The sequence below is a fragment of the Shinella sp. SUS2 genome, assembly GCF_001262505.1.
Classification (GTDB): domain Bacteria; phylum Pseudomonadota; class Alphaproteobacteria; order Rhizobiales; family Rhizobiaceae; genus Shinella.
The window spans coordinates 110,838-129,076 of sequence record NZ_KQ410740.1 but is presented as its reverse complement, the minus strand read 5'-3'; the positions used below and the strand labels follow the sequence as shown (position 1 = coordinate 129,076).

The following is an 18,239-nucleotide window of genomic DNA, read 5'->3' as shown; positions in this document are numbered from 1 at the left end:
AGAGAATGTCGTCCTTCCATCTACAGCGTGAACTGGATGGAAGGTGGCACGCTGGCTCTATACGCGGCAGGTGTTTGAAACCATCGCGGTGCTATCCTTCTCCTGCCAGCCTGACGATATCGTCAGTAGACATCGCGCAGGTACCTTTTTTCCCGCTTCAGCCGGGCGACATAATCGGCGGCGCGGTCGTCCGGGAGACCGCCATGGGTGGCGATGATCTCGATCAGCGCCGTATCGACGTCGCGCGCCATGCGGCTGGCATCGCCGCAGACATAGAAGGCGGCGCCTTCCTCCAGCCAGGCGAAGAGCGCCTTGCCGTTTTCGCGCATGCGGGTCTGCACATAGATCTTTTCCTGCTGGTCGCGGGAAAAGGCGAGGTCGAGGCGCGTCAAGAGCCCGTCGCGGCTCATCTCGGACAGTTCGTCGGCGTAGATGAAATCGCTGTCGCGGTGCTGGTCGCCGAAGAACAGCCAGTTGCGGCCCTTCGCGCCCCGGGCGCGGCGCTCCTGAAGGAAGGCGCGGAACGGGGCGACGCCGGTGCCCGGGCCGACCATGATGAGGGGCGCGTCATTGTCGGCGGGCAGGCGGAAGGATTTGTTCTGCGAGACGAAGATGCCGGCGCTTGAGCCTTCGGCCACGCGGTCGGCGAGGAAGGTCGAGCACACGCCACCGCGGTCGCGGCCATCGGCGTGATAGCGCACGCTGGCGATGGTGAGGTGCACGCTGCCGGCGGCGGCATGCGGGCTGGAGGAAATGGAATAGGCGCGGTGCTGGAGTGGCTTCAGCAGGGCAACGATATCCGCAGCCGGGAAGGCTGATGGCGGAGCCAGCGCCAGAAGATCGCAGATATCCTTACCCCAGAGGAAGGCGTCCAGTGCTTCCTTGTCGCCGTTGCGCAGCACATGGGTCAGTTCCTCGTTGCCGGCGCGGCGCTCCACCTCGGCGATCAGGTCGCGCGAGGGCGTGGATATCTCGAATTTTTGCGCCAACGCGGTTTCAAGGCTCGTTTCGCCGGCCGGCGTTTGCGGATCGGCCCCGAGATGCGCGAGGAGAAGCGAGACGAGAGCGGGATCGTTGACCGGCATCACGCCGAGCGCATCGCCGGCTTCATACTCCAGCCCGCTATCGCCGAGATCGAATTCGTAGTGGCGGATTTCCTTGGCCGAGGCGCTGCCGGAAAGGCGGCGGTTAACGGCCAGGCGGGACGGGTAGGGGTTCTTGCGGCTCCAGCCGGCGGCCTTTGGCGCGGCTGCGGGAAGCGGCGCGCCGGAAACCGGGACGCCGCCGGCGTTTTCCGCGGCGAGCGGCAGGGCCTGCACGACCCAGGCGGCCGCCGGGTCCTCATAGTCGATATCGCAATCGCGCCGGGCGAGGATGCGCGTCGCGCCGAGCTGTTCGAGGCGCATGTCGATGAGTTTGCCGGCCTGGCAGAAGCCGTCATAGCCGGTATCGCCCAAGGCGAGGACGCCGAAGCGCAGGTTTTCCAGACGTGGCGCGGTGGAGGCGGAAATCGCCTCCCAGAAGAGCTGCGCATTGTCGGGCATCTCGCCTTCGCCATAGGTGGAGGTGACGACGATCAGCCGCTCCATGGCGGCGAGCTGCTCTATTGTGATGTCGTCAAGGCCAGCGACTTCAGGAGCAAGACCCAGCGTTCGGGCACTCGCCGCCGCTTCCATCGCGACGCGCTCGGCGTTGCCCGTCTGGGTGCCATAGAGGATGTGGAGGCTGGCGGCCTTGGTGGGCGTGGCCGCAGCAGCGACGGCGGGTGTTTCGATGGCGAGGCGGGAATGCAGGCCCGCGAGGAAGCCGGAGAGCCAGGCCCGCTGGTCGGTGTTGAAGGGAGCATCTTCGGGGATGTAGGGGATTTTCATCGTCTTTGCCTCACTGTCTTGCCGGCGCGAAGCCGGAAATCGCCTGGCGCGCGAACAGCTCCTCGAAGCTGGGGATGCGGCCGATGCGCTCGATGTTGCGGGCGGACTGGTGGAGGATCCAGCCGTAGGTGCCGGGGCTGTCGATGGCGCGCGTGTTGCGGCCCTTCAGTGCCTGCCGGTAGTCGTCGAGGCGTTTTGCGGCGACCATCACCGCCAGCGCCTCGTCGTCGTGGTCGGCGACGGCGTCGCGCGCGTAGCGGGCGAGTTTCTGCATCAGGGAGAAATCTTCCGTCAGCAAGAGGTTGCGCACGGCTTTCTCCACCGCGGGATTGGACGGTCCGCGCGCGCCAGGCACGCGGGCAAGGGCGATCGATTGCGCCATGCTGAGCACCGTGTAGTTGTTGAGGAGGACGAACATGCTTTCCGTATCGGTCTCGCCGTAGCCGGGCACATTGCCGTTGAGGACCGCCTTGCCGTCGCGGTAGGCGAGCTTGAACTTGCGCACCTGATGGCCGGCAAGTGCCGTCGAGAGTTCCTCGACAAGATCCTTGCGGCTCTTCGCCTTCAGGATGGCGTCGCTATCTTGGTAGAGCAGCAAAGCGCGCGGCAGGCCGTAGACGAAATTGTGCTTCTCGCTCTCCCAGTTTTCGAGAAGCCATTGCGCCTTTTTCGAGTCGGTCGCCGCGAGATGCCATTCGAGCAGCAGGCGCACGGTATCCGCATGGACGACCGCCATCGCGTCGTCCTCGTCGCCGATCGCGCCGAGCAGGATGGAATCGTGGCTCATCTTCTTCGGCAGGTCGCCATAGGGATCGTACTGGTAGACGAAGCCGCCACTCATGCCGTTGCCGAACCCTTTGCCGAAGGTGCCGAGGTTCAGCACCGCGCCGTTCGTCATGTATTCGCAGCAGAAATCGCCGACGCCTTCGACCACGGCCGTCGCGCCGGAATTGCGCACGGCAAAACGGTCGCCGGCCTGGCCTTCGACGAAGAGCCGCCCGCCTGTCGCGCCGAACAGCGCAAAATTGCCGACCAGCACATTGCCGCCCGCCTCGTCCGAGCCGCCGCCCGGCGAGCACACGGCGATGACACCGCCGTTGGCGCTTTTGCCGACGCCGTCGTTGCAGGTGCCGGTATGGGTCAGCGCCATGCCGTCGTTGCAGAAGGCGCCGAAAGACTGGCCGGCCGAACCGGAGGTGGATATGCGTACACTGCCGGCGTCGAGGAAGCGGCGGCCGCGGTCGTCCTGGCGGACGGCGGGGAGGGCGCGCACCTGGTCCTCCATCAGTTCATAGTTGAGAACGCGCTCGATATCGACGGCGAGCTGGCCGCCGACCGTCTTGTTGCAATTGTTGAGAGGACGGTTGCCGCCAAGCTCCACGTCCATGCGCCGGCCGTCGATGAGGGCGGAGCGCACAAGCTCGATGAAGCTGTCGTCGACGGCAAAATCCTTCTCCATGTAGACCGGGTCGACAATCGTCACCTCCGCTACGACAGCGAGCATGGCGCGAAGGTCAAGCTGGCCGACGCTTGCGGGATGATCGAGAAGGTGCAGCAGATCGCTGCGCCCACGCGCTTCCCTGAGCGAGGAGAGGCCGAGGGCGGCGAGGATTTCCCGCGTCTCGTGCGCGATGTTGAGGAGATATTGCGCCAGCGCCCGCGGATCGCCGTCGAAGACTTCCGGATTGGTGGTGAGGCCGGCGGGGCACTTGATGTTGCAGTTCTTCGCCATCACGCATTTCAGCATCATCAGCGCGGTCGTGCCGAACTCGAAACTGTCGCCGCCGAGCAGCGCCGACTTGACGACGTCGCTCGCCGTCTGATGGGCGCCGGAGCAACGTAGCAGCACCTTCAGGCGCAGGCCGTTGGCGCAGAGCGCCTGGTGCACTTCGGCGATGCCGATCTCGGCGGCGCGGCTGGTATATTTAAGGCTGGTGACAGCCGCTGCCCCGGTGCCCCCGGTATTGCCGGCAACGTTGATGACGTCGGCGCCTGCCTTGGCGACGCCGACGGCGATGGTGCCGATGCCCTCCGAGGAGACCAGCTTGACGATGACGCGCACGCGTGCCGCCTTGCAGTCGTGGATGAGTTGGGCGAGGTCCTCGATCGAATAGGTGTCGTGGTGCGGCGGGGGGGAGACGAGCTCGACGCCGGGCGTGCCGCCGCGGGCGGCGGCGATCTCGACCGTCACCTTCTGGGCGGGCAACTGGCCGCCTTCGCCGGGTTTTGCGCCCTGGCCGATCTTGATCTCCAGTTCCTCCAGCATGGGATCGGCGAGATAGCCGGCCCAGATGCCGAAGCGGCCGGAGGCGAACTGCTTGATGCGCGAGGCGCGGATGGTGTCGTAGCGCGAGATATGTTCGCCGCCCTCGCCGGAATTCGACATGCCGCCGACCATGTTGGTGCCGTGCGCGACCGCCTCATGGGCGTTCGCCACCAGCGCGCCGTGGCTCATCGCGCCGGAGGCGAGAAGCGGGGTGATCTCGCTCGCCTTCTGCACCGTTTCGAGCGGAATGCTCTCCGGCGCCGTGCGGATGAGCGAGAGGTAGTCCAGCGCCTCGCCGGCCGCCTGCACCATCAGCGCGCCGCCCTCCAGCCAGTGGCCCAGGATATCGCCGCCGAAGCGCATGACGAGCGACTGGCCGAGCGCGGCAAGCCGGGCCAGTTCGCCATCCGTGAGGGTGAGGCGGAACGTATCCTGACCGATGCTGTCACAGCCAAGGCCGCGCACCATGAAGCTGTTGTTGCCCTTGCGCGAGAAGCGGCCCATTTCCTTGCGGAAATCCTCCGCCGAGGAGAGGTAGGTGACATCGGCCGGGAGCGCGAGGACGTCGCGCAGCGCGGCGGGGCGGCGCGCGCGCTCGTCCGTCATCTGGCGGATGAAGGCGCGGTAGCCAGGGGTGATGGCGAAGCTGTCGATCGTTTCCGGCGCCAGCTTCTCGTAGCCATTGTTGCGATAGGCGGCGTCATCGAGGCCGAAGGCGTCGTCCAGACGGTTGAGTGTCAGCAGGCGCAGGAACGGATCGTCCTCCTCCGGCTTGTCAAAGCCGATCTTCTCCTCGGTCATGTCGACGAAGCCGCGCACGGCGGCGGTGCCGAAGGAGTGGCCGGCGCCCTCCGCACGCTCCTTGAAGAGGCCGAGCAGAGGAATGTCGTCCTCCCGCTGCACCGTCAGCGCCTTGGCGTGCCAGTCGGCGACAGCCGCGGCGATCACCTGGAAATTCACGCCGCCGACGGGCGTCTTGACGTTCGGGAAGTAGCGCTTCAGCACCCGGTCGTTGGTGTCGAGGAAGTTCGGCTCGAAGAACTCGCCGCCGATATAGCTTTCGGCGGTGCACAGGCCGACCTTGCCCATGGTCTTCATCAACGACTTTTCGGCCGCCTTGGCAAAACGCTTGAAGGCTTTGTCGGCCTCGCCGCCGAACTTTTCCTCGGCGCGGAACTGCACGCCGAGCGGATAGACCGCCGACGCGCCGAAGCCGAGCACGGCCGCGACATGGTGCGACGAGGCGATCTGCCCGCTCTCGACCACCAGAGACAGCCGCAGACGCAGGCCCTCCTCGATGAGCTTCTGGTTGACGGCGGAGACGACGAGGATCATCGGCAGGGCGGCGCGGGTGCGGGCGACATGCCGGTCGGTGACGACGGCAATGCCGCCGTCGGCGCGCGCGAAGGCGGCGATGGCGTCGCAGAGATCGTCGATCGCCTTTTCCAGCGCGATTTCGTTCGCGCCGGCGTCCGCAAGGTCGGGCGTATAGAGCATCTCGAAGCGCTTGACCGGCGTTTCCTGCTGTTCGCGGATGCGCAGCATGTCGAGGTGGGTGAGGATCGGCGAGGGCACGACGATCTGGCGGGCCGCCTTCGCGCCGATGTTCGGCTTGGCGCCGAGCGCCACGCGCAGGGTCATGCCATCAGCCTCACGGATGGAATCGAGCGGCGGGTTCGTGACCTGCGCGAAGCGCTGCGAGAAATACTTCGCGACGCCGCCTTCCTGGTCTGAGAGCGCGTTGATGGCGTTGCCGTAGCCCATGGCGGAGATCTTTTCCGCCCCGGTCGCCAGCATCGGGTCCATCAGGAACTTGAAGCTTTCCTGGTTGAAGGAGTAGGCAACATACCGTTGATTGCGTTCGAGATCGCCGTTGTAGCGCAGCGGCGAGCCCTGCGCCTCGGCCGGGATTTCCGGCAGGTCGGCGAGATTGACGCGCGCCTCGGCGAGAAGATCACGATAGGGGCGGCGCGCGGCCAGCATTTCCAGCGCCTCGTTGGTGCCGAAGGCGCGCTTTTCCGTGTGGTCGTAGCAGAGCATGCCGCCGGCCTCGATGCGCCCACGCCGCAGCACGCTTTCCGGCGGAAAGGCGATCTGGCCGGCTTCCGACATCACGCAGAGATAATCCGATGTCTCGACGGTGCGCAGCGGCCGCAGCCCCAGGCGATCGAGACGTGCGCCGATAATGTCGCCGTCACCGAAGATCAGCGCGGCGGGGCCGTCGTTCTTCTCCTCGTAGAGCGAGAAATATTCCAGCATCGCCACGACGTCGGATGAGAGCGTGTCGTCGTTCTCCCAGGCCGGCGGCATCATCGAGACGACGGCGGTGACGAGGTCGAGACCGTCCTCCAAGACCCGCGCCTGAAGCGTCTGGTCGAGCCGGCAACTGTCCGATTGGCCCTTCGGGCGGATGATCGAGGCGTTTTTCGCCAGCGCGATCGCGGCTTCCGACAGGCGGTTCTTGCGGTCGGTGTTGAGTTCGCCGTTGTGCGCCATCAGCCGGAAGGGCTGGGCCATGGAGGGGTGCGGGTCGGTGTTGGTGGAGAACCGCGTGTGGAAATACATGGTGTTGACGGTGTGGTCAGGATTCACGAGGTCGCGGAAATAGGGCATGACCTCGTTGGAGTTCAGCCGGCCCTTCAGCACCTGCGTCCGCGCGCTCAGCGAGAGCGGATAAAGACCCGCTAGCTGCGGCTCGGTATAGGCGCGCGCCTCGATCGCCAGCAGCGCCTTGTGAATGCGGACATCGAACTCCGCCTGGCGGGCCTTCTCGTCATGGCATGCAAAGACCCACTGGCGGATCGGGAGCTGGTGGCGGATCGCCGCCGGGCGGATCGCGCTGTCATCGACAGGCACGTCGCGCGTCAGAAGCAGGGAGAAACCCTGTTCGGCGAGCGCGCCCTCGATGATGCTTTCGGCCTCCAGCCGGAAGGCCGGATCGTTCGGCAGGAAGAAATTGCCGACGCCGAATCGGCGCGCCTCAAGATCGTCCCGGCCGGTCAGCTTGCGAAAGAAGCCAAGCGAGATATCGACCGAAACCCCGGCGCCGTCACCGACGCCCTCTGCCGACATGCCGCCGCGATGGGGCACGGCGCAGAGCGCTTCGTGGCCTTTTTTCAGGACGTCATATGTCTGTTTGCCGTCTTTTCGCGTGATGAAACCAACGCCGCAGCTGCTCTTCTCATGAGCGTGATCGTAAAGGCCGAAGGTTTCTTCGCGATGATCCAACGTGCGTCCTCCTGTCAAGATGCGTCAGTCATGCTGACCTATATTAACAGGAGTTATCGAGTCAAGTTTTTGTTCGAAAAATTCGCATGGTGTGATCAACGCGTAATTTTCTGATCAAATGAGAGCCGAGTTTGGCGCAAACTTGCGCCGCTCCCATTTCGAGTTCGGGCAGCGGTCTCAAGGTAGGATCCGATCCGCTGATAGCGGTGCCGACAAGCCAGCCTCCGATTTGCCACAGAGCAGCAACGGCGCGGCTGAACGCCCATGACCCGGCAACGGCGAGCGTCGAGCAACTGTGGGAGCAGCCGGGCGCCGGTTTTGAAGCAAGTCGCTACGACACGTTGATATCCTATGCCGAGGCCTCGGATGGCGTCCGTGTGCCGATTTCCCTCCTCAAGTTGCGCGCGACGCCTTGCAACGGGTCCGCGCCGCTGCTGCTCTACGGCTACGGCGCGTACGGCCATTGCTGCGAACCATCCTTTGATCCGGCAGTCCTGTCCCTTGTCGATCGCGGCTGGGTCTATGCCATCGCGCATGTGCGCGGCGGTGGGGAAAACGGGCGAGGCTGGCATGAGGCGGGCAGGGGGCGTTCGAAACCGAACAGCTTCTCCGATTTCGCTGCCTGTGCGAACGGCCTTGTTCAGGAAGGATACACCGCTGCAGGCCGCATTGTGGCCCAGGGCGCTTCTGCGGGCGGGCTCTTGGTTGGGGCGGCACTCGACTTGGCTCCGGGGTTGTTTGGCGGTGTCATAGCGGAAGTTCCCTTCGTCGATGTTCTCAACAGCCAGAGCGACTATACGTTGCCGCTCACCCAACCCGAGTGCGCCGAATGGGGTGACCCGAAAAACGTCCCAGCGGACCATGCCGTCATCGCTGCTTATGCGCCTTACGAGACCATTGGTGCAAAACCCTATCCGCCCGTTCTGGCGACGACCGGCATTTCGGACGGACGGGTTCCCTACTCGGAGGCGGCAAAATGGATCGCGCGCCTGCACACCCGTTCGACGGGCACCTCTCCTTTCCTCCTTGAGACACTGATGGAATGCGGCGGCCATGGCGGTGCCTCCCGGCGCCTTTCAGAGTTCCGGCATATGGCGCATGTCTACGCCTTCGCGGAATGGGCGCTTGGCTGATGCGGCTTCTGGCATTGATGCTTGCTGTCTTTCTGCAGCTCTTTGCCGGCGCTTCGGCGGCGGAGCGCATCACCGATATCCTGGGGCGTTCCATCGACCTTGCCGGCCCGCCGCAAAGAGTGGTGCTGGGGGACAGCCTCGATTTCATCTTTCTCTCGCTGCTGCTCGACGATCCGGTCGCGCCGATCGTCGGCTGGGCGGGGGGCCGACCGCATCGCCGCAAGCCTCCTTCCTCTGGACCGCCGGCGTTTTCCCGAGCTCGACCGCATAGCGAGCCTCGGCGATCCCAATGCCGGTGGCTTCTCCGTGGAGGCGGCGCTTGCTCTGGAACCGGACGTCGCGGTGCTTGGTCCAGGCTATACGCCGACGACAACGTCGTCCGCCAGCTCGAAAAAGCGGGTGTCGCGGTCGTGTTCATCGGCGCGGCCTCCGATACGGTCAGCCGCGGGCGACGAGAGATCACCGGCTCGATGCGCACCCTCGGCGAGATGTTCGGCAAAGCGGACCGCGCGGGCGCCTTCACCCGATTCTATGACGAGCGCATGGATCGCATCGAAGCGCTGGTCGCCGATCGCGCGTCCAGCCCTTCCGTCCTGGTGGAGGCACATACCAACAGCGCGGACTGCTGCTGGTCGTCGGGTTCCACGTCGAACTATGTGGCGTTCGCCGGAGGTCGGAACATTGCGGACGGCAACACAAGGCGCCTGGCACGGCCGCATTTCGGCCTGTTGGCCAAATGGAAAAGGTTCGCGGTGTTGGAGAGATGCCAGGGGCAGGCTCTGTGAGCGGCAAGCAGTCAGGCCACAAACCGCTTTTTTGAGGTAGGCCTTTGCCGTTGAATTCTAAGACTGAGGCAGCGCAACGCGCCTGTGCGAAGGGATCGACAGGCCTGGCGTCTCGGATTATCTATGATTCATGTCAACCACTGCAGACGAAACTCTTTCCGAACGCATTGCCCGTATTCTTGCCGGCCGGATCATCACGGGCGAGATTCCCCCGGGCGCGCGGCTGCGGCAGGACCATATCGCCGCCGAATTCGGGGCCAGTCATGTGCCGGTGCGCGAGGCTTTCCGGGCATTGCAAACGCAGGGGTTGGCGGAGAATGAGCCCTGGCGGGGGTTTCGTGTCACGGATTTCGACGTCGCCGAATTGCGCGAGGTTGCCGAGATGCGGGCGAGCCTGGAGATATTGGCGCTGCGCCACGCCGCACCCAACTTGACGCGCTTTATTATCGAGGAAGCAGAAGAGGTTAACCGGCTCGGGGATTGTGCAACGAATGTGCGGGACTGGGAGCTTGCAAACCGTCGGTTCCACCATCTTATCCTAGCGCCCTGCCGTATGCCGCGCTTGCTTCGAACGATCGATGACCTGCAGGCGGCCAGCGCGCGGTTTCTGTTTGCCGCCTGGCGTCGGGACTGGGAAGCTCGCACCGATCATGACCATCGTGCGATTTTGAATGCTCTGCGGGAAGGGCGGATTGATTTCGCTTGCTCGACATTGGCGCGCCATGTCGGCTGGATCGGCAAGCGGAAGCCGTCTGTAAAAAATGCTGATCCCAGAGAGACTTACGAGATTCCAGGATAATTATCTATAATCCTGATTGCTCACCCATCGCCCTTCCCCAAGATTATAGATAGATTCGAAACCTATCCTTGGAGGACGCCTCGATGGCATTGTTCAACCCCTCGTTAGAACGCTCGGTATCGCTTTGGCGCGAGGCGGCAATCGCCCTTTGCGGTGCGGCGATCATCACACTCGGCGCCAAGATACAGTTCCCATTTTGGCCTGTCCCGATGACGCTGCATACCCTTGCAGTGTTCTTCCTGGCCGCGGCCCTCGGCCCAAGGCTCGGCTTCCTGGCCATGGCCACCTATCTGGCCGCTGGGGCGACGGGCCTGCCCGTCTTTTCGGGCTCGCCGGAACGTGGGATCGGATTGGCCTATATGGCTGGTCCAACCGGTGGCTACCTGGTCGGCTATCTGGCTTCGACCGTGGTGATCGGGCGATTGGCACAGGGACGGGGCTGGATGGGACAGGCTCTGGCAATGCTCGCGGGCCTTTCCGTGGTCTATGTTGCCGGTCTTCTCTGGCTGGCGATCTTCGTGCCAGCATCCGGATTGATCGCGGCCGGTTTTGCGCCCTTCATCCTTGGAGACCTGATCAAGAGTGCGTTGGCAACAGCGTGCGTGACGGGCCTGAGCCGGCTGAAGGGGCGGATGTGATGAGCTGCTCCAAGGTCAGGTCCAACTGGACCGTGGAGGAGGCACGAACGATCCACGCGCTGCCGCTTCCGGATCTGCTGTACCGGGCACAGGGTCTCCACCGACTGTATTTCGATTCAACGGCGATCGAGACGGCCAGTCTGCTCAGCATCAAGACCGGTGGCTGCCCTGAGGATTGCGGCTACTGCTCGCAATCCGCCCACCACCAGACCGGCGTGAAGGCAACGAAGCTGATGGACGTGGATGCGGTCCTGGCGGCCGCCGGGCGCGCCAAGGCCGCCGGTGCACAACGCTTCTGCATGGGTGCGGCCTGGCGCAGCCCCAAGGACCGCGACATGGACAAGCTCTGCGACATGGTGCGTGGCGTCTCGAAACTGGGGCTGGAGACCTGCATGACGCTCGGGATGCTCAGTCCCGAGCAGGTTACACGCCTGAAGGTGGCGGGGCTGGATTTCTACAACCACAACATCGACACGTCGCCGGACTATTACCGGCAGATCGCCACGACACGGACGATGGAAGACCGTCTGGAGACCGTCGAGCATGTCCGGAAGGGCGGGATCAAGGTCTGTTGTGGCGGGATCCTCGGCATGGGCGAGACGGAAGAAGATCGCATCGCCATGCTGGTTACACTGGCCACCCTGCCGGCCCACCCCGATAGCGTGCCGATCAACCTGTGGAATGAGATCGAGGGCGTGCCGGTGCAGCGCACGGCAAGGCCGGTCGACCCGTTTGCACTTGTCCGCCTCGTGGCCTTGGCGCGCGTGCTTATGCCAGCTTCGGTGGTCCGCCTGTCGGCCGGCCGCACAGGAATGAGCGACGAATTGCAGGCATTGTGCTTCCTCGCGGGGGCGAACTCCATTTTCGTCGGCGATCAGCTGCTGACAACCGGTAATCCGGCGGCCTGGAAGGATCGGGATCTGCTGGCGCGGCTGGGCATGCATGTGGCCCCGGCCGTGAGGCCCGCTTCTCTGCTCGCGGGAGAATAAACTTGCCTAACCAGCTTCGGGGCAAGGTGCACGCCGTTCCGGCGAGCGCCTTGCCCATGAAAAGGGCTTGCCCGCGACTGGTTGCGTGAGCGTTTCAGAAACCTGTCCGCGTCTGGGTTATGAGGTTTTACGTCCTGCCGATCAGCACGAGCCGACCCGGTTCGATGACGCGGATGGCGTGCTCGACGCCGGCTTCCACGACAAGGTGGTCACCGGGATTGCAGGCGCGCGTCATGCCTTCCATGACCAGTTCGAAAAGGCCGGAAACGACGATGGCGAATTCTTCGGTCTCGCCGGCATGGGACCCTTTGGCCTGCATCCATCCATTTGCCGTTCGCGTGCTGATCTTCGATCTGGCCGGGCCGGGGGTGCGGACTGGTATGTCAATCGGATCGAAATGGACACTGCCCTGCAATCCGGTTCACGATAGGAAGGGGTTTCAAGGCACGGGGAGCCTTGAAGGGTCCGGGAGTGAAGCGGCAGATGGATGAGTTCGATTATGTGATCGTCGGTGCGGGCTCGGCGGGCTGCGTGCTGGCGAACCGCCTTTCCGACGGTGGGCGCTATCGCGTGGCACTGCTGGAGGCTGGCGGCAGCGATCTGAATTTCTGGGTGCGCATGCCGATCGGCTACGGCAAGGCCTTCTATCACAAGACGCTGAACTGGAAGTATCTGACGGAGCCGGTGCCCGGTTTCGACGGCCGCCAGTCCTACTGGCCGCGGGGCAAGGTCATCGGCGGGTCCAGCTCGATCAACGCGATGGTGTTCATCCGCGGGCAGGCCGAAGATTTCGACGGCTGGCGCGCGCTTGGCAATCCGGGATGGGGCTATGCGGATGTCCTGCCACTCTTCCGGCGCATGGAGGACAATCTTGCGGGTGCCGACACGTGGCGCGGCAAGGACGGGCCGCTGACCGTTACCAACATAGAGGGGGTCGTGCATCCGCTCTGCCGGAACTATCTTGCCGGCGGCGTCGAGGCCGGCCTGTCGCGCAATTTGGATTTCAACGGCGCGACCCAGGAGGGCGTCGGCATCTACCAGATCACGACGCGTGACGGTTTTCGCTGCTCGACGGCGACGGCTTATCTCGCTCCCGCCCGCAGGCGGTCGAACCTGCGGGTGATCAAGGCTGCGCATGCGACCCGTGTGCTTTTTGAGGGAAAGCGGGCGGTCGGTGTGGAATACCGGCAGGGTGGGGTGGTTCGGCAGGTTCGCGCGCGGCGCGAGGTCATCCTGTCGGCCGGTGCGGTCAACACGCCTCAGCTGCTCCAGCTTTCCGGCGTCGGCGAGCCGGCCCTCTTGAAGCGTCACGGCATCGATGTCGTTCACGCGGCGCCCGCCGTGGGGCGGAACCTGCAAGACCATATCGGCTTCGACCATCTCTACAGGAGCCGGCAGCCGACGCTCAACGATGTGCTGCGGCCGTGGTGGGGACGGCTGCGGGTGGGGCTGCGCTACGTGCTGACGCGCAGCGGCCCGCTCTCGCTCAGCGTGAACCAGGGCGGCGGGTTCTTTCGCACAAGCCCGGAGCGCGCGCGCCCCAACATGCAGCTCTATTTCTCGCCCGTCAGCTATACCCGTGCCATTCCCGGTCGGCGCGCATTGATGAGCCCCGATCCTTTCCCCGGCTTCCTCGTCGGCGTGTCGAACTGCCACCCGACAAGTCGTGGCCAACTCGCCATCCGTTCCGCTGACCCCTTCGCCGCGCCGGAAATCCAGCCGAACTATCTTTCGACGGAAGAGGATGTGCAGGAGCTGCTGGAGGCCGCGCATTTCCTGCGGCGCCTTTCACGGACCGGCCCGATGCGGGAGATCATCGAACAGGAGATCCGCCCGGGTGCCGGGATCCTGGATGATGGGGGCCTGATTGCCGACATCCGCGCGCGCTCCGGTTCGGTGTTCCATCCTTGCGGCACCTGCGCCATGGGGCCGGATGCGCCGACGTCCGTTGTCGATCCGCGCCTGCGCGTCCATGGCCTGGAGGCGCTGCGTATCGTCGACGCCTCGGTGTTCCCGCGCATCACCTCGGGAAACCTCAATGCACCGACCATCATGGTGGGCGAAAAAGGGTCTGACCTTATCCTCGCCGACGCGTGCTGAGCCGCCAGGCGCGTCTCACGCACTGATACGGTTCGGGCCATCTGCCTTGCGCATGTCCTTCAAGACCGCGCCGAGCGTTTCCGCCGCGCTTGCGATCATGCGCGGCGGGGCGGAGCTGAAGCCGAGGATGAGGCCGCGCTGGCGGACGGGCGTGATGGCGAAGCGGCCGATCGGCGAGACGAGGATGTTGCGCTCGGCCGCCCGGCGCGCGACGGCGCGTTCATCGAAATCCTCGGCAAGACGCCCGACGGTGTGAAAGCCGGTTTCGGTGGGCGCGACTTCCAGAACACCCTGCATATGCGTCGCCGCACCGTCGAGCAGAGCCTGGAGCCGTTCGGCATAAACCCGCCGCATGCGCCTGATATGGCTGGCGAAATGGCCACACTCGATAAAGCTTGCGACGACGGATTGCAGGCTGGCGGCCGAGCCTTGCAATGTCGCTCCGGCGATGCGGCAAAAGACATCGACCAGACCGGGCGGCGCGACGACGTAGCCGAGGCGGAGGGCTGCGAACAGCGTTTTCGAAAAGCTGCCGACATAGATGACGCGGCCCGACGTATCGACGCTCTTCAGCGTCGGCGGCGGATGGCCGGCATAGTGGAACTCGCCGACATAGTCGTCCTCGATGATCCAGGCACCTGCCCTTTCGGCCGCGCGCAACAATTCGAAGCGGCGTTGCAGGCTCATCGTCACGCCGAGCGGGTGCTGGTGGGCGGGCGTCACGAAGGCGAGGCGGAAATCCGGCGCGACCTCCAGCCCCTCGGCGACATTGATGCCCTCCTCGTCGATGCTGAGCGGCACCAGCCGCGCACCCGAGGAAATCAGGCTGTTGCGCGCGCCGATCGCGCCGGGATTCTCGATCCAGACCGTATCGCCGGGATCGAGCAGGGTATTACCGATGCGGTTGAAGGCGTCCTGCGCGCCGTTGAAGATGAAAACCTGTTCGGGTTCGCAGGTGATGCCGCGGTTGGCGCGCAGATGCATCGCGACGGCCCGGCGCAATTCCATCAGCCCTTCGGCCGGTGGGTAGCCGAGCAGGAGGTTGCGCGGCTGGCGCCAGTAACGTGCCACCATGCTCGCCCAGAGCGCCATCGGGAACTCGTCGAAGGCCGGAATGCCGGTGATGAAGGGCCGTGGGTTTTCAGGGTGCGCGAGGCGGGGAAAGTAGTGTTCGGAGGCGTCCGCGCTGAGCTGCGCGAGGCGCGGCGGGCTGCGGATCTCGTCTCCGGCCGGGCTTGCCGCGGTGGCGGCGGGCCGGCCGTCGCGCAACGTTTCGGCGACATAGGCCCCGGCACCGATGCTCGACCGGATCAGCCCTTCCGCAGCAAGCTGTTCGTAGACGCTGATCGCCGTGGTGCGGGAAACGCCGTGATCTTTCGCCAGCGTGCGGCTGGAGGGCAGGCGTTCGCCGGGCTGGAGTTCGCCCGAGAGAATCATCTCGCGTAGTGCCGTGCAGAGCTGGGCACTGATCGGCGTTCGGGAGGTGCGGTCGAATTGCAGCGTGGGCAGCAGCGCGCCGCCCGGATATTTTACCATCTCGCCCTCCCGGTCTGTCGTGTCACCGCAATAATGGTCCGCTACGAAAAGCAAAGTGGACCTTCTCGCCCGAAGTTTTTCCGATGATTGTCGGACCAGTTCGCGGCGTCAAGAGCCCATCGCTTGCAAGACGCTTTCGCCCAACAGCAGACCGGACCGCCATGAAGATCAAACGCATCGAGACCTTCTCAAACCGCTATGTCGGCTTTGTCCGCATCACCGACGAGACCGGCGCGACCGGCTGGGGCCAGGTCTCGACCTACAATGCCGACATCACGTCAGAGGTGCTGCACCGCCAGGTCGCGCCCTATTCGCTCGGCACCGAGATCGTCGATCTCGACGATCATCTCGACCGCATTTTCGAGCGTGAGCACAAGTTTCCGGGTTCCTATCTCTGCCGCGCCATGTGCGGTCTCGACACGGCGATCTGGGACCTGCGCGGCAAAAAGGCTGGCAAGCCGGTCGCGGCACTGCTCGGCGGGTCGGCCGGCCCGCTGCGCGCCTACGCTTCCTCGATGAAGCGCGACATCACGCCGGCCGACGAGGCCGAACGCTTCAAGCGCCTGCGCGGCGAATACGGTTTTGACGCCTTCAAGTTCCGCGTCGGCGCAGAGTGCGGCCGCAACGAAGACGAATGGCCGGGCCGGACGGAGGAGATCATCCCGACGATCGCCAAGGCCGTCGGCGAAGGAGCCGATCTGCTCGCCGACGCCAATTCCTGCTATTCGCCCGCCCGTGCCATCGAGGTCGGCAGGATCATGCAGGACAACGGCCTCGTGCATTACGAGGAGCCCTGCCCCTATTGGGAGCTCGAACAGACCAGGCAGGTCAGCGAGGCGCTCGACATCGACGTCACCGGCGGCGAGCAGGATTGCGACCTGCCGACCTGGCGCCGCATGATCGAGATGCGCGCCGTCGACATCGTGCAGCCGGATATCTGCTATCTCGGCGGCATCAGCCGGACGCTGCGCGTGGTGCGCATGGCCGAGGCCGCCGGAATTCCGGTGACGCCGCACGCCGCCAACCTTTCCATGGTGACGCTCTTCACTATGCACCTGCTGCGCGCCATCCCGAATGCCGGCAAATATCTCGAATTCTCCATCGAGGGCGAAGACTATTACCCCTGGCAGGACGGCCTCTTCCGCAAATCGCCCTATGCCATCGTCGACGGCAAGGCGACGGTGACGGAAGAGCCCGGCTGGGGCGTCGAAATCGATCCGGAGTGGCTGGCGCGCGCCGGCTACCAGATGAGCGAGGCGAATTGAGATGAGCACGAACACCCTCGTCGGCGAATATTTTGCGAACGGCACGCTTGCCGGCCTGCCCAAAGGCCATTTCATCGACGGCGCCTTCGTCGCCGCCTCCGGCGGGCGCACGATGGAGACGTTCGATCCCGGCTCCGCCCGCGCCTACCATGCCTTCGCCGCCGGTGACGGCAGCGACGTGGACCGCGCCGTCGCCGCCGCCCGCCGCGCCCAGCGCGCCTGGGGCCGCACCAAGGCGAGCGCCCGCGGCGCGATCCTGCTGCGCGCTGCCGAACTCATCCGGGCGGAGGCCGCGCGGCTTGCCGTGGTGGAAAGCCTCGACAGCGGCAAGGCGCTGCAGGAGGCGGAAGGCGACGTCTCGGGTGCGGCGCGCTGCTTCGAATATTATGCCGGCGCGGCCGACAAGATCCAGGGCGACACCTTTCCGCTCGGCACCGACTATATCGGCTATTCCATCGAGGAGCCGGTCGGCGTCACCGGCCATATCATCCCCTGGAACTACCCGCTCTCGACGGCCGCCCGCAGCATCGCCCCGGCGCTCGCCGCCGGCTGCACTGTCGTCGCCAAGCCGGCCGAACAGACGCCGCTGACGGCGCTGATGCTCGCCGATATTCTCTCCCGCGCCGGGCTTCCGGCCGGTGTCTGCAACGTCGTTACCGGCACCGGTGCGGAGGCCGGCGGGCCGCTGGTGTCGCATCCGGATGTGCGCCACGTCACCTTCACCGGCTCCGTGCCGACGGGCATCCGCGTGATGCAGTCGGCCGCCGCGAACGTCACGAGCGTCGTGCTCGAACTCGGTGGCAAGTCGCCGGTCATCGTCATGGCCGATGCGGACATGGACGCTGCCGTGGAAGGCGTGCTCGGCGCGATCTACGAGAATGCTGGGCAGATCTGCTCGGCGGGTTCGCGCCTCGTCGTCGAGCGCGGGGTGCATGCGGAACTCGTCGAACGCCTCGCCAGGCGCGCGACCGGTCTCAAGCTCGGCCATGGCCTTCGCCGCCCGCAGGTCGGAGCACTCAGCTCGCTTGCCCATCTCGACAAGGTTGCCGGCTATGTCGAGGGCGCGCGCGACCGCGGCGTCACCATCGCCGCCGGCGGCGAGCGGACGACGGACCCGGAAAGCGGCTCCGGCTGGTTCTTCAAACCGACGATCCTCGATGCGGTGCAGTCGGACGATCCCGTCATCCAGGAAGAGATTTTCGGACCGGTGCTCTCGGTACAGGTGGTTGAAAGCGAGGAGGAAGCTGTCGCTGTAGCGAACGGCACGGATTTCGGCCTCGTCGCTGGCATCTACACACGCGATTTCGGCCGCGCCCACCGCATGGCGCGCGATATCGACGCTGGCCAGGTCTACATCAACGAATATTTCGCCGGCGGCATCGAGGTGCCCTTCGGCGGCAACAAACTCTCCGGTTTCGGCCGAGAGAAGGGCTTTGCCGCGTTGCGCAGCTACACGCGCACGAAAAGCCTGACGGCGAAGATAAGCTGAGCGTCATAATGGTCTTACGGCAAGGAGATAATGGACCTTTCGGGCAAGCCAATCTCGTCCTTTGATGCCAGCGGCTCGAAATCGGGAATGAGAGCGTCATCGCCGGGAGTGAGATGGCCCTCAGCAGAAAAGAACGCCGG

12 protein-coding genes are annotated in these 18,239 nt (G+C 64.9%); 8 read left to right on the top strand and 4 right to left on the bottom strand.

Annotation, left to right across the window (positions count from 1 at the left end; genetic code table 11):
• Window positions 1-122 precede the first annotated feature (122 nt).
• Window positions 123-1,871 (bottom strand): sulfite reductase subunit alpha, encoded by a 1,749-nt coding sequence (locus AKG11_RS25335; RefSeq protein ID WP_050745929.1) that lies wholly within the window; start codon window positions 1,869-1,871, stop codon window positions 123-125.
• 10 nt (window positions 1,872-1,881) lie between these two features.
• Window positions 1,882-7,365, bottom strand: coding sequence for a glutamate synthase-related protein (locus AKG11_RS25330; RefSeq protein WP_050745928.1), 5,484 nt, complete (start codon window positions 7,363-7,365; stop codon window positions 1,882-1,884).
• Window positions 7,366-7,571: 206 nt separating this feature from the next.
• On the opposite strand from AKG11_RS25330, the gene AKG11_RS25325 reads away from it, so the two are divergent.
• The 5 genes from AKG11_RS25325 (at window position 7,572) to bioB (ending at window position 11,709) form a co-directional block, all read left to right on the top strand.
• Entirely contained in the window at window positions 7,572-8,498 is a 927-nt protein-coding gene (locus AKG11_RS25325) for a prolyl oligopeptidase family serine peptidase (RefSeq protein ID WP_157255831.1), read from the top strand.
• Window positions 8,498-9,283 carry a TroA family protein gene (locus tag AKG11_RS25320; protein WP_050745926.1) on the top strand — a complete coding sequence of 262 codons (786 nt, stop codon included), beginning with the start codon at window positions 8,498-8,500 and terminating at the stop codon, window positions 9,281-9,283. The genes AKG11_RS25325 and AKG11_RS25320 overlap by 1 nt, the downstream gene beginning before the upstream one ends.
• 130 nt (window positions 9,284-9,413) lie before the next feature.
• Window positions 9,414-10,082, top strand: a complete 669-nt coding sequence (locus AKG11_RS25315; protein ID WP_050745925.1) for a GntR family transcriptional regulator — start codon at window positions 9,414-9,416, stop codon at window positions 10,080-10,082.
• 83 nt (window positions 10,083-10,165) lie between these two features.
• A complete protein-coding gene (locus AKG11_RS25310) occupies window positions 10,166-10,720 on the top strand; it encodes a biotin transporter BioY (protein ID WP_050745924.1) in 555 nt (184 codons plus the stop codon).
• A complete protein-coding gene (gene bioB / locus AKG11_RS25305; protein WP_050745923.1) occupies window positions 10,720-11,709 on the top strand; it encodes a biotin synthase BioB in 990 nt (329 codons plus the stop codon). The genes AKG11_RS25310 and bioB overlap by 1 nt, the downstream gene beginning before the upstream one ends.
• Window positions 11,710-11,836: 127 nt before the next feature.
• Here bioB and AKG11_RS25300 read toward each other — a convergent pair whose 3' ends face one another.
• Complete coding sequence (locus tag AKG11_RS25300) at window positions 11,837-12,028, bottom strand: cupin domain-containing protein (RefSeq protein ID WP_050745922.1); 192 nt, start codon at window positions 12,026-12,028, stop codon at window positions 11,837-11,839.
• Window positions 12,029-12,192: 164 nt separating this feature from the next.
• On the opposite strand from AKG11_RS25300, the gene AKG11_RS25295 reads away from it, so the two are divergent.
• The gene (locus AKG11_RS25295) at window positions 12,193-13,809 is read left to right on the top strand and encodes a GMC family oxidoreductase (RefSeq protein ID WP_050745921.1); all 1,617 of its coding nucleotides are present in this window, start codon (window positions 12,193-12,195) and stop codon (window positions 13,807-13,809) included.
• 15 nt (window positions 13,810-13,824) lie between these two features.
• Here the strand turns inward: AKG11_RS25295 and AKG11_RS25290 are convergent, their stop codons facing one another.
• On the bottom strand, window positions 13,825-15,345 hold the full coding sequence (locus tag AKG11_RS25290) for a MocR-like pyridoxine biosynthesis transcription factor PdxR (protein ID WP_024270720.1): 1,521 nt from the start codon (window positions 15,343-15,345) through the stop codon (window positions 13,825-13,827).
• Between the two features lie 161 nt (window positions 15,346-15,506).
• Between AKG11_RS25290 and AKG11_RS25285 the strand changes: the two genes are divergently transcribed.
• Together AKG11_RS25285 and AKG11_RS25280 are read left to right on the top strand one after the other, a co-directional pair.
• Window positions 15,507-16,610 carry a mandelate racemase/muconate lactonizing enzyme family protein gene (locus AKG11_RS25285; protein WP_050745920.1) on the top strand — a complete coding sequence of 368 codons (1,104 nt, stop codon included), beginning with the start codon at window positions 15,507-15,509 and terminating at the stop codon, window positions 16,608-16,610.
• Between the two features lies 1 nt (window position 16,611).
• Window positions 16,612-18,099 (top strand): aldehyde dehydrogenase family protein, encoded by a 1,488-nt coding sequence (locus AKG11_RS25280; RefSeq protein ID WP_050745919.1) that lies wholly within the window; start codon window positions 16,612-16,614, stop codon window positions 18,097-18,099.
• The last annotated feature ends 140 nt before the right edge of the window (window positions 18,100-18,239 follow it).

What these genes read in the sequence shown, in the direction of transcription:
- AKG11_RS25335 (WP_050745929.1), bottom strand. Translation starts at nt 1,871, where the DNA reads ATGAAAATCCCCTACATCCCCGAAGATGCTCCCTTCAACACCGACCAG.
- AKG11_RS25320 (WP_050745926.1), top strand. Translation starts at nt 8,498, where the DNA reads ATGCGGCTTCTGGCATTGATGCTTGCTGTCTTTCTGCAGCTCTTTGCC.
- AKG11_RS25315 (WP_050745925.1), top strand. Translation starts at nt 9,414, where the DNA reads ATGTCAACCACTGCAGACGAAACTCTTTCCGAACGCATTGCCCGTATT.
- AKG11_RS25310 (WP_050745924.1), top strand. Translation starts at nt 10,166, where the DNA reads ATGGCATTGTTCAACCCCTCGTTAGAACGCTCGGTATCGCTTTGGCGC.
- bioB (WP_050745923.1), top strand. Translation starts at nt 10,720, where the DNA reads ATGAGCTGCTCCAAGGTCAGGTCCAACTGGACCGTGGAGGAGGCACGA.
- AKG11_RS25300 (WP_050745922.1), bottom strand. Translation starts at nt 12,028, where the DNA reads ATGCAGGCCAAAGGGTCCCATGCCGGCGAGACCGAAGAATTCGCCATC.
- AKG11_RS25295 (WP_050745921.1), top strand. Translation starts at nt 12,193, where the DNA reads ATGGATGAGTTCGATTATGTGATCGTCGGTGCGGGCTCGGCGGGCTGC.
- AKG11_RS25290 (WP_024270720.1), bottom strand. Translation starts at nt 15,345, where the DNA reads ATGGTAAAATATCCGGGCGGCGCGCTGCTGCCCACGCTGCAATTCGAC.
- AKG11_RS25285 (WP_050745920.1), top strand. Translation starts at nt 15,507, where the DNA reads ATGAAGATCAAACGCATCGAGACCTTCTCAAACCGCTATGTCGGCTTT.
- AKG11_RS25280 (WP_050745919.1), top strand. Translation starts at nt 16,612, where the DNA reads ATGAGCACGAACACCCTCGTCGGCGAATATTTTGCGAACGGCACGCTT.